The 16,434-nt window shown below is 49.2% G+C and carries 10 protein-coding genes; 5 read left to right on the top strand and 5 right to left on the bottom strand.

The genetic code is table 11. The annotated features are described in order from the left end of the window. Position 1 precedes the first annotated feature (1 nt). Together glpK and RIG68_RS15845 are read left to right on the top strand one after the other, a co-directional pair. Entirely contained in the window at positions 2 to 1,495 is a 1,494-nt protein-coding gene (gene glpK / locus RIG68_RS15840; RefSeq protein ID WP_350124249.1) for a glycerol kinase GlpK, read from the top strand. Next, positions 1,485 to 3,779, top strand: coding sequence for a patatin-like phospholipase family protein (locus tag RIG68_RS15845; protein WP_350124210.1), 2,295 nt, complete (start codon positions 1,485 to 1,487; stop codon positions 3,777 to 3,779). Before glpK ends, RIG68_RS15845 begins: the two co-directional genes overlap by 11 nt. Before the next feature lie 61 nt (positions 3,780 to 3,840). Here RIG68_RS15845 and RIG68_RS15850 read toward each other — a convergent pair whose 3' ends face one another. Both RIG68_RS15850 and RIG68_RS15855 read right to left on the bottom strand, forming a co-directional pair. Next, positions 3,841 to 5,100 (bottom strand): asparagine synthetase B, encoded by a 1,260-nt coding sequence (locus RIG68_RS15850; RefSeq protein ID WP_350124213.1) that lies wholly within the window; start codon positions 5,098 to 5,100, stop codon positions 3,841 to 3,843. Between the two features lie 107 nt (positions 5,101 to 5,207). After that, on the bottom strand, positions 5,208 to 6,554 hold the full coding sequence (locus tag RIG68_RS15855; RefSeq protein WP_350124216.1) for an Nramp family divalent metal transporter: 1,347 nt from the start codon (positions 6,552 to 6,554) through the stop codon (positions 5,208 to 5,210). 276 nt (positions 6,555 to 6,830) lie between these two features. Between RIG68_RS15855 and RIG68_RS15860 the strand changes: the two genes are divergently transcribed. Continuing rightward, complete coding sequence (locus RIG68_RS15860; protein WP_350124219.1) at positions 6,831 to 8,414, top strand: NAD(P)/FAD-dependent oxidoreductase; 1,584 nt, start codon at positions 6,831 to 6,833, stop codon at positions 8,412 to 8,414. A gap of 328 nt (positions 8,415 to 8,742) precedes the next feature. Here the strand turns inward: RIG68_RS15860 and RIG68_RS15865 are convergent, their stop codons facing one another. Beyond that, entirely contained in the window at positions 8,743 to 9,120 is a 378-nt protein-coding gene (locus RIG68_RS15865; protein WP_350124222.1) for an SRPBCC domain-containing protein, read from the bottom strand. A gap of 275 nt (positions 9,121 to 9,395) precedes the next feature. On the opposite strand from RIG68_RS15865, the gene RIG68_RS15870 reads away from it, so the two are divergent. Next, positions 9,396 to 12,773 (top strand): methylmalonyl-CoA mutase family protein, encoded by a 3,378-nt coding sequence (locus tag RIG68_RS15870; protein WP_350124225.1) that lies wholly within the window; start codon positions 9,396 to 9,398, stop codon positions 12,771 to 12,773. 4 nt (positions 12,774 to 12,777) lie between these two features. On the opposite strand, the gene RIG68_RS15875 is transcribed toward RIG68_RS15870, so the two are convergent. Further along, positions 12,778 to 12,996, bottom strand: a complete 219-nt coding sequence (locus RIG68_RS15875; protein ID WP_151998692.1) for a CDGSH iron-sulfur domain-containing protein — start codon at positions 12,994 to 12,996, stop codon at positions 12,778 to 12,780. Positions 12,997 to 13,105: 109 nt separating this feature from the next. On the opposite strand from RIG68_RS15875, the gene hrpB reads away from it, so the two are divergent. Then, entirely contained in the window at positions 13,106 to 15,592 is a 2,487-nt protein-coding gene (hrpB, locus tag RIG68_RS15880) for an ATP-dependent helicase HrpB (RefSeq protein ID WP_350124228.1), read from the top strand. 55 nt (positions 15,593 to 15,647) lie between these two features. Here the strand turns inward: hrpB and RIG68_RS15885 are convergent, their stop codons facing one another. Then, on the bottom strand, positions 15,648 to 16,301 hold the full coding sequence (locus tag RIG68_RS15885; protein ID WP_350124230.1) for a tetratricopeptide repeat protein: 654 nt from the start codon (positions 16,299 to 16,301) through the stop codon (positions 15,648 to 15,650). Positions 16,302 to 16,434 lie beyond the last annotated feature (133 nt).

The following is a 16,434-nucleotide window of genomic DNA, read 5'->3' on the forward strand; positions in this document are numbered from 1 at the left end:
GATGCAAGGAAAGTATATCGTAGCGCTCGACCAGGGCACCACAAGTTCACGTGCGATCATCTTCAATGCTGATGGGAGCATTCTCGGCAGCGCTCAGAAAGAATTCAGACAAATATTTCCCAAACCAGGCTGGGTCGAGCACGACCCCGACGAGATTTGGGCTACACAATGGGAAGTGTTCAAAAAGGCACTTGCCGACCACAAGGTAGCCCCGTCTCAGATTGCCGCCATTGGCATCACCAACCAAAGGGAAACTACCGTGGTATGGGATAGAAAGACCGGTCAGCCAATTTTTAACGCCATTGTGTGGCAAGACCGGCGCACGGCAGAGATTTGCGAAAAGCTGAAAGCCGATGGTCACGAACAATATATCAGGGAGAATACGGGACTGGTAGTTGATGCCTATTTCTCCGGTACCAAAGTGCAATGGATTCTCGACAACGTGGAAGGCGCCCGGAAACGGGCGGAGAAGGGAGGGCTTGCCTTTGGCACCATCGACTCGTGGCTGGTGTGGAAGCTCACTAATGGAAAGAAACACGTTACTGACTATACCAACGCCTCCCGAACCCTGCTTTATAATATCAAGAAACTGGAATGGGACAGCACGCTGCTGAAAGCACTTAAGGTGCCTGAGTCGTTGCTGCCTGAGGTGAAGCCCTCATCACATCACTTTGGTGACCTGGAAATGGACGGCGTCAAAATTCCGATAGCAGGTATCGCCGGCGATCAGCAAGCCGCCTTGTTTGGGCAAGCATGCTTTGAACCGGGCATGGCCAAAAATACTTATGGCACCGGTTGCTTCATGCTGATGAACACAGGCACGAAGATGCAGCTGTCTCACTCAGGATTGGTGAGCACAATAGCCTGGGGACTTGACGGTAAGGTGACCTATGCGCTCGAAGGCAGTATTTTCATTGCTGGTGCAGCCGTACAGTGGCTGCGGGATGGGTTGAAATTGATTGATGAGGCACCCGATTCGGAGTACTTTGCAGTAAAGGCTGGCGACTCGGAGGGGGTGTATGTAGTGCCAGCATTTGCCGGCCTGGGTGCACCTTACTGGGACATGTATGCCAGGGGTGCCATTTTCGGGTTGACTCGTGACACCGGCAAAAGCCATCTGGTAAAAGCAACATTGGAGTCTATGGCTTACCAAACCAAAGACGTGCTGGAAGCCATGCAAAAAGATGCCGGCCTATCCCTGAAAACCCTTAAGGTGGACGGTGGAGCTACGGCCAACAACTTCCTGATGCAGTTTCAGGCGGATATTTTAGGAGCCAACGTAGAACGCCCGACTATTATTGAGTCTACGGCTATGGGTGCTGCTTTTCTGGCAGGTATTGAAGTAGGATTGTGGAGTCAAAAGGAAATTGTGAAAAACAGAGAGATCAATAGAGTGTTTACTCCAGAGATGGGGGAGGGTGATAGAAAACGCCTGTACAACGGGTGGAAAAGTGCCGTGAAACGCAGCATGGGCTGGCTAAAAGATGTGGAATAAACTCATTTATTCCTTTCCTGTACAATTATTGGTTATGCACGTCAGGCGTAACCTGTTCATGCTATTCTTTTGGGTGAGCCTGGTGGCAGTGTTCACAGGCAACTTTGGGAGGATTCTGGGCATCCCATACCTTTTTCTTGACCCGGAATACCTGAACAGGGTAGATTTTTGGAGTTTCTTTATAGTAGGTTTTTGCATGGGCGGGTTTACCGCAGCTTTCAATATTTCCTGCTATATCCTCTACGGTCACGAGTATTCTTTTCTAGGTGTGCTGGAAAGACCTTTTACCAAGTTCTCCATCAACAACAGCCTGTTGCCTATTATCGTGAATGTGGCTTACCTCGTTTTTATTTTTCGCTTTCAAATGGAAAATGAATTCAGAGGGCCTGGCGATCTTTTCTGGAAAATCCTTGGCTATCTGGCCGGGTTTCTCGGTATGCTGGTCTTTTTATATACCTACTTCAGGCTGACCAATAAGGATATTTTTAAGTTCCTGACAGGTAGCGTGGACAAGCGACTGAAAAAGGTGAAGATCAACCGTAAGCGGGCGCTGGATAAACTGAAGGAGGTGAGGGAGAGTAAAAACAGAGTTGATTTCTATTGGGACGAAAAGTTCAGGTTACGACCTACGGCGTATATTCATGACTTTTATGACAAGGAAGCCATTCTGAAGGTATTTGACCAGAATCATTTTAATCTGGTATTGATAGAACTGGTCATCATTGTGGTGGTGCTCCTTTTGGGCTTCTTCATGGACAATCCCTATTTCCAGATACCGGCCGCCGCCAGCGCTATCCTTTTTGGCACCATCTTCATTATGCTTAGTGGTGCCATTAGCTACTGGTTTCGCAGCTGGGGGCTTATTTTCAGTATCACGGCCTTTCTGCTGATCAATTTTCTTGTAAAAATGGACGTCTTCAGTAGCCTCAATCCTGCCTTCGGGCTCAACTATAAAGGCAGCAGGGCTGAGTATTCTATCAAGACACTAAGTGACCGTAACACTCCGGACGTGTACAACCGTGATGTCCAATCGATGCTGCCGGTGCTGGAGAAGTGGAAGGCTAAGCAAAAGGGTGCTGGAAAGCCCAAGATGGTGTTTCTATGTGTAAGTGGCGGAGGGCAGCGGGCGGCACTATGGACAATGCGGGTGATGCAGCAGATGGACAGCCTTTTGAATGGGACTTTGCTCGACAACACGATGATGATCACCGGCGCTTCAGGAGGCATTGTGGGAGCGGCTTATTATCGGGAGCTTTTTCTGCGTGAAAAGAACGGCGAGATAGAAAACCGCATGGAGAATCAATACCTCTCCAAAATCGCCATGGACAACCTGAATCCCATGATTTTCAGCCTGCTTGTCAATGATATGTTTATCAGGTTCCAGTATTTCAGGTATGAAGGGGAGGTTTACCTTAAGGACAGAGGGTACGCTTTTGAGAATCAGCTCAATCGAAATACGGATATGGTCATGGAAAAGAAGCTCAAAGACTATCAGGAAGCTGAGAGTAATGCCGAAGTGCCACTGCTGTTGATGGCTCCTACCATAGTGAATGACGGACGAAAGCTTTATATCTCCACGCAAGATGTTGGCTTTATGACAACTAATGCCGCAAGCTCCAATGCGGAGTTGATTACCAAGGTGAGAGGGGTAGATTTCAGGAGCTTCTTTAGAGAGCAAAATGCTGACGAGCTTCGGTTTTTGAGTGCGCTGCGAATGAGTGCCACTTTTCCCTACATTACACCAAATATAGAGTTGCCGAGCGATCCTCCGCTCGAAATCATGGATGCTGGTATTTCCGACAACTACGGGATATCGGATGCCGTGCGATTCGTTTATGTGTTCCGTGAATGGATTGAGGAGAACACTTCTGGCGTGGTGATATTTTCTGTGAGAGACCATCAGAAGAATGCAGAGATAGAGAAAAAGGCGTCTGAATCTATCGTGCAAAAGTTTTCATCGCCCATCAGCAGTGTGTACAACAACCTTGGCAATATCCAGGATCTTAACAACGACAGCCGGATTGAGTTTGCTACCGAATGGTTCAAAGGCAACCTGTATCAGATAGAGGTGGAGTACAACACCAACACCATGTTTGAAGGGGAGAGCGGTTTGCCCACTGAAGTGCTGCTGGAAAGAAAGCAAAATGAACGAGCCTCTCTTAACTGGCACCTGACGACCAGGGAGAAGAAAAATATCATCGACAATATTAATCTGGTGAGCAACCAGCAGGCGCTGATGAGGTTGAAAGAATTGCTGGAGGCGGAAGAGGAAGAGGAGGAATAGGCCCGCAAAAAAGAAGAATAAGCACGCAAAGACGCAGAGGCGCAAAGCTAGAAAGGAACACTCACGTCTTCTGCTTCTTCTTTTGTGCCGAAGGAAATAGTACGTTGTTCAGAATAAGCCTGTAACCTGGTGAGTTGGGGTAAAGGTCGAGGTTGGTTTGCTCCCGCCAGCCACCGGGGGAACGTTCAGGGTCGTGGCCGCTATAGAAGGTCCAGTGACCGTAGCCCATTTCGCCGTAGATGTAACGCACCTCGCCATCGCCACTGTTTTCGCCAAGAATCAGCACGTCAGATTTAACAGTGGAAGCCATAAATGCAGTGGTTTGCCCGAAAAATGACTTTACAATGGCTGTGTGGTTTTGGGTGAGGAGGGAGGGCACAATGTCCCACTTGGCAGAAAAATCGAACAGTGAAAAGTAGCCCGAGCTTTCGTCGTAGTAATAGCGACGGCCTTCCGAGGTGTTGATATTTGAAAACCTTCTCGAGTTGGGCGGGTCAAGAATGAAATCAGTAAAAGCGAAGGTTTTGCTAAAGTCAAGCTTTTGCTGTGCCTGTGGATCCATTCCGTCGCCATCGTACATGCTTTCCACAATATCTACCCCTTCAGCTGCAAGAGCGATGTCGAAGGTTTCAGCACCGGAGCACATGGCAAAAAGGTAGCCGCCGGTCAGTGTGAACCCCTGAATCTTCTTGGCTACTGCCAGCTTCATGTCGGATACTTTTCTGTACCCAAAAGAGGCCGCTGTAGCTTCCTGTATCTTCGCCTCAATCTGCGAAGACTGTCTTCTCAAATGCCGCCCAAATTGCCCGGTAAAGTCTTCATGATGCAGGTGCAGCCAGTCGAAATGTACCAGGCTGTCGGACAGGACTTCCGTGTCGTAAATGATGGTGTAGGGAATTTCTGCGTAATCGAGGGCGGTGATCACAGCGTCGGTATTGTCTTCTACCATGTCATTTTTGGGAGAGTAAACGGCGATTCTGGGTTCTTTTTCCATTTTCACCGAGTTCATATTCACTCTAGGGCTCTCAATTTCTTTCATCAGCAGGGCGGTTTCGCCGTCGCTGATCACGTCGAACGACACGCCCCTGATGCTACATTCATTTTCCACTAATGGGTCGTATGGAAAGAGAAAGCTGCCGCCCCGGTAGTTGAGCAGCCAGTCGATGGGAATTTCATTCTGGAGAGACAGGTAGGCGATGCCGTAGGCCTTGAGGTGGTTCTTTTGGCGGGCATCCATAGGTATGAGAATAGACGCTGATTTACCTATGAGAGGAACCAGGAGAAAGATGCAACAAAGAAAACGTAGCACAACTGTACCCATGAGAAACGAGGGTTAGTGATTACTCAATATAATGAATAAATGCACATGCATTGCCGCCACCGGTCACATTTCAGGTTGCATTGGTAGCGGTTTGATGCGATCTCAAGTCAGAGTAGCTTGACCAAACCATATATCGCAACGGCAACAATGGAGATGATGCTGACCCAAAGAGTGATGTTGTACAATGTTCCTGAGGCGATGGGTTGCTCTCTTTTGTATTTGAAGTGAATGGCTGCGAAGGCCACCAATAGGAGCAGAACAGAACCGACAATGCCACCTGAAAGAATCATTAGCACCGGAGACTCCACAAAGAAATAGGCGAGGGCCCAGGCTGTGGGAAAAACCCACGCCAGCATAGCGATGGTTCTTTTTCTGGCTGCCATGTCAAAGAAGTCAATCCAACCAAGCTGCCCGAAAATATCGGCGTACATTCTCGTCCAGAAGGCGAGGGTGGCGAAAACGCTGGAGAACAGTACGAAGAAGGCGCCAACAAGGAAGATCGTTTTGAAGCCAGGCCCAAGTGATTCGGTGTAAATGGTGGCAATGGTTTCCACCATTTTTAAGCCTTCAGGTACATTCCCACTGTGATTGAGGACGGCAGCACCCAGCAGATAAAAGGCGGCAGTGACGGATGTGTAGATAATCATGGCTACCGTGGCATCGAGGTACATGACTTTGGTCCAGCCTTCTGCTCTGCGCAGCCATGCTGCTGAATCTTCACGAGGGCCTGTGTACGCAGCGTAGCCTTTTTCTCTACACCAGTAGGTGTAGGCAAGTATTTCATCGCTGGCAACGCCCGTAATGCCAAATGCGCCAATGGCTACGCCCACAAGAGCAGGAGACAAATCGAACTGCAGGCCACTCCATATATCGGCCATGGAGATGCTGTACTGGGTTTTGGAAAGGAAAATAAGGCAGGCAATGGTAAGGCAGGTGAAAAGCACCGTCATCACCAGTGAGGCCTTTTCCACGGGCAGGTAGTAGCCCTTGAAAATAATGCTTGCCACCAGCAAAGCAACAAAAATCACCCAGACCATGGTGGCTACAGATGGAAAAAGCATGCTCAGCACCAACGCAGAGCCGCCCATCATACCGCCAATCTGGAACACCTTTAGCGACATCAGACCGAGTATGGTCACAACAGACCATTTGCCCTTACCAGCCTTTGTCCCCGGCAGCAGCTTCAACGCCTGCATGGCGGTTTCCCCGGTTAGGATTGTATGCTTGCCGAACTCTAATTGCACAGCCACTTTGATGAGACAGCTGGCGATGATGATCCAGAAGGCAGTGAAGCCCGCCGACGCACCAAGGGTTGTAGTAGCGATCAGCTCGCCTGATCCAACGATGGAAGCTGACAGGATAAAGCCCGGCCCAAGGAATTTAAGACGTTGAAAGAAGGTAGTCGGCGGCTCTTTGATCGTCGCCGCACTGATGAGGTAGGAGTTGTCGGTCATTTAAGCAGGTAAGTAGGGTGCAAACAATATAGTGAATAATAAGCACCCACTACCTGATTTAAAACCTTTTCCCGGCTAATGGTTGATAAGACCTCTTTTAAGTTGATCTTGCCCTTTGGGTGGAAATAGGCTGAATCCTGACAGGACGATTTCGAAATAGATGATCTTTCCTTCCTGCTTATTGGGCTTTTGACCTGAAAGCAAAGCTGAAGGCAACATCGCCAACTCAATTCGCTGGGTCTAATTCCCTATCTTTGGGGCTAAAGAAGATACTCATTGCAAAAAGAATTTCAATTTCAGGTACTGCCCGAAGAAGCAGCCGACAAGGAAGCACTCTATAAGCTGGCGAGTCAAAAGTCCTATATCCCATTCACGGACATCAGGCATGTGGAGGTGCTCAAGCGATCCATCGATGCAAGGCAAAGAATCATCAAAGTCAATCTGTTCGTTCGCATATATGTCAACGAAGATTTCGTGGAAACACCAGCGTGGCTGCCCAACTATTCTGATGTATCCACAGCCGAAGAAGTAATCATTATCGGAGCCGGGCCCGCCGGGCTATTTGCAGCGCTGAGGTGCATTGAGTTAGGTAAAAAGCCCGTCATTCTTGAAAGAGGAAAGGACGTACGTGACCGCCGCCGTGACCTGAAAGCGATTAACATCGATCATATTGTCAATGAAGACTCCAACTACTGTTTTGGGGAGGGAGGAGCCGGTACCTATTCCGACGGCAAGCTGTATACCCGAAGCAAGAAGAGGGGTGATGTGCAACGGATTTTGAAGCTGCTCGTTGGCTTTGGTGCAACAAAAGAAATACTGGTGGAGGCCCATCCACACATTGGTACCAACAAACTGCCTGAGATCATTACCGACATCCGGGAATGCATCCTTGCTCACGGTGGTGTGGTGAAATTCAATACCAGAGTAACCGACATTCTGCTGAAAGGGGATGCTATTGATGGCGTGACAACTGCTTCCGGAGATATTATTAAAACAAAAAAGGTCATCCTGGCCACCGGTCACTCTGCCAGGGATATATTTGAGTTGCTGGATAGAAAGAAAATTACCATCGAGCTTAAGCCATTCGCCCTGGGCGTGAGGGTGGAGCATCCGCAATCTCTCATCGACACGATACAATACAAATGCGACGACCGGGCCACTTATTTGCCCCCTGCTCCCTATAGCATCGTGAAGCAGGTAGGTAGCGGTACCAACACCCGTGGGGTCTACTCTTTCTGTATGTGTCCGGGAGGCGTGATAGCCCCATGTGCTACCAGCCCGGGCGAGGTGGTGACAAACGGCTGGTCGCCTTCGAAAAGAGACCAGCCAAGTGCCAACTCGGGCATTGTGGTGGAGCTTAGGCCGGAAGATTTTAAGGCATTTGCCAGCAAAGGGCCGTTGGCAGCCATGGCTTTTCAACAGTCGGTAGAGCAGCTGGCCTGGAAAGAAGGTGGACAGACGCAACGTGTCCCCGGACAAAGACTGATCGATTTTACCAATGGTAAACTATCAGCTGATGTACCGGAAACATCTTACAAGCCTGGCGTCACTTCTGTGGAACTGGGAAGCGTGTTGCCAGACTTCATTTACAAGACACTTCAGGAAGGCTTTAGGGAGTTTGGTAAAGCCATGAAGGGCTACCTGACCAATGAGGCAGTAGTGCATGCGCCGGAGAGCAGGACTTCATCGCCTGTGCGCATTCCCCGTGATCCGGAAACACTGGAGCATATCTCCGTCAAAGGGCTGTATCCCTGCGGAGAAGGCGCTGGGTATGCTGGCGGCATTGTTTCGGCAGCTATTGATGGGGAGAAATGTGCGGAGAAGGCGGTAGGGTACGTGGAGGTGGCAGTTGGCGAGTGAGGACACTCGCCAAGGCGGCTGTTTTGAGGCTGGTGAGTGAGACACTCACCAGAACGATGCTTACGTTAGAAGACTGAGGGGAATCGAGGTGGCTATTTTTGATACACCTTGCCCCATCCCGCAATTAAAATCTCCCGCTTTTGAAGGATATTATTGTCATTAACACTACATTTCTTGCAGAACACAACAACTAAAGCAAATAGCTATGGCAAAAGGAACATCACCCCAAAAAGGTAACGACAAAAAGGAGCCCACCAAGAACCTGAAAGAGAAAAGGGCTGAGAAGAAAGCTAAGAAAGCATCAAAAAGGGATTAAGTTCCCTTTTTTTTATTCATAAAAGTCAATCAACGCTCCAAAATAAGTCGTATTCCAACCGTCCACAATGTCGTCGTAGTCGTCGTCGGGAATGTTGCTGTGGCGCAGCTCAGCCGAAGTGCCATTCTTATGTGGATGCAGTATGATGGTCACAATAGAAGCTTCTTTCTGCTCGCCAAAATACCACTGCTGCACAATTTTTCTTCCAGGCTCAAACTCCAGGTTCTTCCCAACAATGCTTCCTTCCCAAAGAGAGAATTCTGAGCCTGGCTCGGTCGACATTTCTGCTTCTTCACCTGTCCAGGCATGAAGGGAGGCGGGATGTGTAAGAGCGGCGAATACTTCTTCTGGTAGGGCAGGTACGATATAGTATTTTTTATAGTCTTTCATTCAAACGAATGGGTGATTTGATATTGCTGATTTCAGATTTGATGCTGCGATCAGAACTGCATTTCACGTCAAAAATGCGTAAGAAAAACCAAAGAATGATTTCTTTATTCGCATTTGCGATTGCCATCTGGAAATTATATGAATCAACCTGAAAAATAAAATTCTTTATTCAGCTTGCTTTGGCCAATATCAGTTGGGTAGAAACGGGCGAGCATGTCGATCACTTTGGTTAACTTTAAGAAATCATTGACCCAATATCCATTTCGTTAACTTTTATGTCACATACCGAATCACCCTACAAGCCGAAAAATCACATAAGGATAGTCACTGCTGCTTCGTTGTTCGACGGCCATGATGCTGCCATCAATATCATGCGCCGGATTATTCAGGCCACAGGCGTAGAGGTGATTCACCTGGGCCACAACAGGTCAGTGCAGGAAATTGTCGACTGCGCTATTCAGGAAGATGTGCAGTCGATTGCCATCACAAGTTACCAGGGTGGGCATGTAGAGTTTTTCAAGTACATGTACGACCTGCTGAGAGAGAAAGGGGCCGGTCACATCAAGATATTTGGGGGGGGAGGCGGAACCATCCTGCCCACGGAAGTAGAGGAGCTGCATGCCTACGGTATCAACCGCATTTACTCGCCGGACGATGGGCGCACCATGGGCCTCCAGGGAATGATCAATGATCTCATCGCCGGAAGCGACTTCCCCATTGGCGATCACCTCAACGGAGAGCTTGGTAGCTTGAAGAAGAAAGATGTAAAGTCGGTGGCGAGGCTGATATCGGCCGCTGAGAATTTTCCAGAAGTTGCTCAGCCTCTGCTACAAAAGATAGATGCTGAGGCTGCAAAAAGCAAGGTGCCGGTACTGGGGATTACAGGTACTGGGGGTGCTGGCAAGTCCAGCTTAGTTGATGAGCTGGTGCGGCGGTTTTTAGTTGATTTCGAGGACAAGCATATCGGAGTAGTGTCGGTCGACCCTTCCAAAAGGAAAACAGGCGGTGCCTTGCTGGGCGACAGGATTCGCATGAACGCCATCCATCACCCCAGGGTATACATGCGGTCGCTGGCCACACGGCAGTCGAACCTGGCACTGTCGAAGCATGTGCAGGAAGCTGTGAACATTCTCAAAGCCGCCGAGTTTGACCTGATTATTCTTGAGACCTCTGGCATTGGTCAGTCGGATACCGAAATCACCGATCATTCCGACGTGTCGTTGTACGTGATGACGCCGGAGTACGGTGCAGCTACTCAGCTGGAGAAGATCGATATGCTCGACTTTGCCGACATGATCGCTATCAACAAGTTTGACAAGAGAGGCGCCCTCGATGCCGTGCGGGATGTGAAGAAACAATACAAGCGCAACCATGGCCTTTGGGAAACGCCAGACGACCAACTGCCTGTGTTTGGCACCATTGCCAGCCAGTTTAATGACCCCGGCATGAACACGCTGTACAGGAAGCTAATGGATAAGATTGTAGAGAAAACAGGTGCTGGGCTGGCGTCTGCTTCTACATCGTCGGACGAACTCTCAGAAAAGATTTTCATCATTACTCCCAAGCGTACCCGCTATTTGTCGGAGATTACTGAGACCATCAGGCACTACAATGAGTGGGTGGAGGAGCAAAAGGAAGTGGCCCAAACGCTTTACAGCATCAAAAAAACCATAGCCGCAGCAAAGAAAGCCGGAGAGGACAAGGTGTTGGGAGAGAAGCTCGATGCACTTTTTGAGAAGACGTCGCTTGACCTTGACCCCAAAAACTTAAAAGTGATTGAGGAATGGCCTGAAAAAGTACAGCGGTATAAAAACGAGGAATATGTTTATTCGGTAAGAGGGAAGGAGATTAAAGTGCCTACTCATACTGAGTCGCTTTCACACACCAAAGTGCCAAAAATAAGCTTGCCCAGATATGACGGCTGGGGCGACGTGCTGAAGTGGAATTTGCAGGAGAATGTGCCTGGAGAGTTTCCTTACGCCGCTGGCGTGTTTCCTTTCAAGCGCACCACTGAAGACCCTACCCGCATGTTTGCCGGAGAGGGCGGCCCCGAGCGCACCAATAAGCGCTTCCATTATGTGTCGAAAGACAATGCGTTTGCCAGGTTGTCGACTGCTTTCGATTCGGTGACTTTGTACGGAGAAGACCCCGATCACCGGCCCGACATATACGGCAAAATTGGCAATTCCGGCGTGAGTGTCTGCTCGCTGGACGATGCCAAGAAGCTTTACTCAGGCTTCGACCTGATTGACCCGACCACTTCTGTATCAATGACCATCAATGGGCCTGCAGCTACGATCTGTGCCTTTTTCATGAATGCCGCCATAGACCAGAACTGCGAGAAATATATCAAAGCGCAAGGCATCGAAGCGGAGGTGAGGGGGAAAATCACCCAACTCTTTAAGGTCAAGGGAATGACGCAGCCTGTCTACAGTGGTGCGATTCCAGAAGGCAACAATGGGCTCGGGTTAATGCTGTTGGGCGTAACGGGGGATCAGGTGCTGCCTGCTGATGTGTATCAAAAGATCAAAGCTGATACCCTTTCAAAAGTTAGAGGTACGGTGCAGGCCGATATCCTCAAAGAAGACCAGGCGCAAAATACCTGCATTTTCAGCACGGAATTCTCCCTGAAAGTAATGGGTGACGTGCAGCAGTATTTTATCGATCAGAATGTTCGGAATTTCTACTCTGTATCTATCTCGGGCTATCACATTGCCGAAGCGGGCGCCAATCCTATTTCTCAGCTGGCTTTCACGTTGTCGAACGGGTTTACCTTTGTTGAATACTATGTCAGCCGTGGCATGCATGTCGACGATTTTGCTCCTAACCTTTCTTTCTTCTTTAGTAATGGGGTTGATCCTGAATATTCCGTGATCGGCAGAGTGGCCAGAAAGATTTGGGCCAAGGCGATGAAGTTGAAATACGGTGCCAACGAGCGTTCTCAAATGCTGAAGTACCACATCCAAACCAGTGGTCGGTCGCTGCACGCTCAGGAAATCGACTTCAACGACATCAGGACAACGCTTCAGGCCTTGTATGCCATTTACGACAACTGCAATTCGCTACACACCAATGCCTACGACGAGGCCATCACCACGCCGACGGAGGAGTCTGTGCGACGTGCCATGGCCATTCAGTTGATTATCAACAAAGAGCTTGGGCTGGCCAAAAATGAAAACCCATTGCAGGGCTCGTTCATTATCGAAGAGCTGACCGATTTGGTAGAAGAAGCAGTAATGGCCGAGTTTGACAGGATCACCGAAAGAGGGGGAGTGCTGGGTGCTATGGAAACCATGTACCAACGGAGCAAAATCCAGGAAGAAAGCCTTTATTATGAGACAATGAAGCACAATGGCGACTTCCCGATCATTGGCGTCAACACCTTCCTTTCTTCCAAAGGGTCGCCAACGATCACGCCCATGGAAGTGATAAGGGCCACGAAAGAGGAAAAAGAATTTCAGATTGAGTCACTCAACAACCTGCAGAGGTTCAATGAAGGCAAGTCTCATGAGGTACTTTCGAGCCTTCAGCAGGCTGCCATCAGCAATCAAAACATGTTTGAGGAACTGATGGAAGCCGTGAAGTACTGTTCTTTAGGGCAAATCACCCATGCTTTGTACGAAGTGGGTGGGCAGTACAGGAGGAATATGTAAAGCCTTATACCTTCTTCGGAGGTAAGTCAAAGGCAATGGCCTCGTGCTCAAAATGCTCTTTGTGCGACCCATCGCAGAATGGCTTGTTGGCGGATTTTCCGCAACGGCACAAGGAAACGATTGTCCTTCCCTGAAGGCCGTATGCATTGCCTTCTTTGTCAACTATTTCGAAATCCCCGTCAATTTTCAGGGAGCCATTATTATTTACTGTGATTTTGGTCATGGATGTTTTTTGACGCAAATGTAGAAACTTAGAAACCGTATAAAAGGAATTTGGCCATTGGTGTGTAGTTTTGTGCTTAAATAGTCTGAATCTCTCAAAACCCATCAGCTTGCCTTTCGATCCACTAGCATTCGATCTTCCTGTTGTTGACATTATTCCACAGATAAAGGAGAGTCTGGCTAAGGAAAATACCCTGATCGTGAATGCACCTCCCGGAGCAGGAAAAAGTACATTGCTACCACTGGTGCTGATGAATGAACCCTGGCTGGAGGGTAAAAAGATACTGATGCTGGAGCCCAGACGTTTGGCAGCCAGATCGATCGCTACCAGAATGGCCTCCATGCTGAATGATGACCTGGGAAAGAAGGTAGGCTACCGGATCAGGTTCGAAAACAGAACATCTGACCAAACGCAAATCGAAGTGCTCACCGAAGGCATTCTCACCCGATTGATCCACTCTGACAATGCGCTGGAAGGAGTGGGGATGGTCATTTTTGATGAGTTTCATGAGCGTAGCCTGCATGCCGATGTGGCCCTGGCGCTTTGCAGAGAGGTGCAGCAGGTGTTGCGACCCGATCTGCGTATTATGATCATGTCGGCTACGCTGGATATGGAACGGTTGCCTGAGCTGATGAAAGCACCCGTGGCTGTAAGCGAAGGCCGACAGTATCCTGTTGAGGTCATTTACACCGGCGAGCAGGATCTGATGATGTTGCCGGAAATGGCTGCCAGAACGATACTCAAGGCATCCAGAGAAAAGGATGGAGATATCCTGGCTTTTTTCCCAGGGGAGGGGGAAATCAGGAAATGTGAGGAGCTGCTGAGAAAAGAAATGACGGATTTCGCCATCCATCCGCTTTACAGCCAGCTGCCACAAAATCAGCAGTTGGCAGCCATCATGCCCGGTAAAGATGGCCGCAGAAAGGTGGTGCTGGCTACCTCCATCGCAGAGACCAGTTTAACCATTGAAGGCATCAAAGTGGTGGTGGACACAGGTTACGGTCGCACCTCGAAATTCGATCCCCGGTCTGGCTTATCGAGGCTGGAAACCGTACAGATATCCAAAGACTCCGCTGACCAACGAGCGGGCCGGGCCGGTAGACTTAGCCCAGGCACTTGCTACCGGATGTGGAGCAAGGCGACACAGGAGCGGCTGGAGCCCCACCGGACGCCTGAGATTATGGAAGCTGACCTGGCCAATCTTGTGCTGGATCTGGCCCAGTGGGGCATTGTTGATGCGAAACAGCTCACCTGGCTGACTCCCCCTCCTAAGGGTGCCCTTGCCCAGGCTTCAGATACCTTGCATCAACTGGAAGCACTGGAGAACGCACGGATTACTCCACACGGTAAGAAGATTCACGAGCTGCCCTGCCACCCACGAATAGCGCACATGTTGCTAATGGCAGGCGAATCGGGCAAGGTGGAGTTGGCTACCGACCTGGCTGCTGTGCTGGAGGAAAGAGACCCTTTGCCACGTGAGTCCGGTATTGATATCACCTTGCGGATTGAGGCCTTGCGAAGGTTCCGGGATAATGGCGGGCAGGGAAAGCAGTTTGGGAGAATAGAAAAAGTAGCGGAATCGTACCGGAGAATATTTAGCCTTGAAGGGGATAATGGCGTTTTTGACCCCTATGAGGTCGGTTTACTATTGGCCTATGCATACCCTGAAAGAATCGCATGCGCCAGGCCGGGCAATAATGCCCAGTTTCAGCTTGCCAACGGCAAGTATGCCATGGCTTCACATAGAGACGATCTGGCTCACGAACCATGGCTGGCAGTGGCTCACCTCGACGCCCGTGAAGGTATGGGAAAGATATTTTTGGCGGCTCCGCTTAACCCTAAAGATCTCACACCCCTGGTGAAAGAAAAGGAAATAGTGACCTGGGACACCAGAAAGGGAGGCCTCATAGCCTCACTCGATTTGAGGATTGGAAGCATCGTCCTTCGTTCGAAACCATTGCCAACACCCGATGAAGGCCAGTTGATAAAAGCGATAAGTGAAGCTATTGCAAAGGAAGGAGAGGCGCTTCTAAGCTTTGACGATAAGTTCGTTCAATGGCAGAGCCGGGTAATGAGTTTAAAGAAATGGAATCCGGAGCAGGGCTGGCCCGATGTAAGTGCTCAGTCACTATTGGCTACAAACAGTGAGTGGCTTGGACCCTATTTATCGGGCATAAAGAGGCCGGAGGATTTGAAGAAGATTGACCTGGCTGCAGTGCTCAATAGCTCGCTGGACTGGGACACTCAAAAAGAGCTTGAGATATTAGCCCCAACACATATTGAGGTGCCGAGCGGATCAAGAATTAAGCTTCAGTACTTTTCCGTCGGGGAGTCTCCGGTGTTATCGGTCAGGCTTCAGGAAGTATTTGGGCTTGCTGAAACCCCAAGAATAAACGGCGGAAAAACAGCGGTGGTGCTGCATCTGCTATCGCCGGGATACAAGCCAGTGCAGGTAACGTCAGACCTCAAAAGCTTCTGGAGCAATGCCTATTTTGAAGTGAAAAAGGATCTTAAGAGAAGGTATCCGAAGCATTCCTGGCCCGATGACCCCTGGACAGCCCTAGCCGTACGAGGCGTTCAAAGGAAGGGTAGATGACGCTGCCCGAGGCTTTTAGCAATTCAGGGTTTACCTTTCCTTCCCGGGTGTTAGGTCAATTTGATGAACCACAGAGCTTTTCCATCACGCTGGCCACTTTGGTGTCGCCAAGCTCACTGGCCATCGATAAATCGCTACAGCCGCCCTGCTTGTCACGGAGTCTAATCTTCTCGATGCCTCTAAGTTTATAAGCCCTGCTCGACTGAGGGTTGATTTCAATGACTTTTGTGAAATCCTCTATGGCACCTCTGTAGTCTTTCAGTTTGTCTTTGGCGGTTGCACGGTAGTAAAATGCCTCCTCGTGGTTCGGAGAGAGTTTTACTACTTCGGTGAGGTCTTCTATGGCCCCGTTGAGGTCTAGCGTCTCAATCTTTGCCATTCCTCTCACATAGTAAGTCTTTAACTTGTCAGGGTCGTCAATCAGGTACTTCAGGGCGTTGGTGTAATCTTCGATGGCACCTGCATAGTTTTTTAACTCCGCACGTGCGTTACCTCTGTCGTAATACACTTCTCCCTTCAGCCCATATAGTTTGATGGATTTGTCGTAGTCAACAATGGCTGCTTCATAGTCACCTTTAACGGCACTAACGTACCCTTTGCCCCACCAATACTGGGCGGAATCTGCGTCAGACGCTTTCTCCTGGGATTTCGATTCCCCATTAAAAAATACGATAAAGAGAACTCCTACAGTTAATAGCTTCTTAATCATGCTGGTCGGCTAAATCAGTTAATCTCAAATTCTAAAAAAAATACAACGTCGCTCGATCACTATGTCTGTCAATCGTTAATCGTAATCTTACAGGCGGCGCAGTTACAAACTAGTACAACAGAAAAAACAAAAG

This window comes from Imperialibacter sp. (assembly GCF_040222385.1).
Lineage (GTDB): Bacteria > Bacteroidota > Bacteroidia > Cytophagales > Cyclobacteriaceae > Imperialibacter.

Coding starts and splice junctions, on each gene's coding strand:
- glpK (WP_350124249.1), top strand. CDS start 2: ATGCAAGGAAAGTATATCGTAGCGCTCGACCAGGGCACCACAAGTTCA.
- RIG68_RS15845 (WP_350124210.1), top strand. CDS start 1,485: ATGTGGAATAAACTCATTTATTCCTTTCCTGTACAATTATTGGTTATG.
- RIG68_RS15850 (WP_350124213.1), bottom strand. CDS start 5,100: ATGGGTACAGTTGTGCTACGTTTTCTTTGTTGCATCTTTCTCCTGGTT.
- RIG68_RS15855 (WP_350124216.1), bottom strand. CDS start 6,554: ATGACCGACAACTCCTACCTCATCAGTGCGGCGACGATCAAAGAGCCG.
- RIG68_RS15865 (WP_350124222.1), bottom strand. CDS start 9,120: ATGAAAGACTATAAAAAATACTATATCGTACCTGCCCTACCAGAAGAA.
- RIG68_RS15870 (WP_350124225.1), top strand. CDS start 9,396: ATGTCACATACCGAATCACCCTACAAGCCGAAAAATCACATAAGGATA.
- RIG68_RS15875 (WP_151998692.1), bottom strand. CDS start 12,996: ATGACCAAAATCACAGTAAATAATAATGGCTCCCTGAAAATTGACGGG.
- RIG68_RS15885 (WP_350124230.1), bottom strand. CDS start 16,301: ATGATTAAGAAGCTATTAACTGTAGGAGTTCTCTTTATCGTATTTTTT.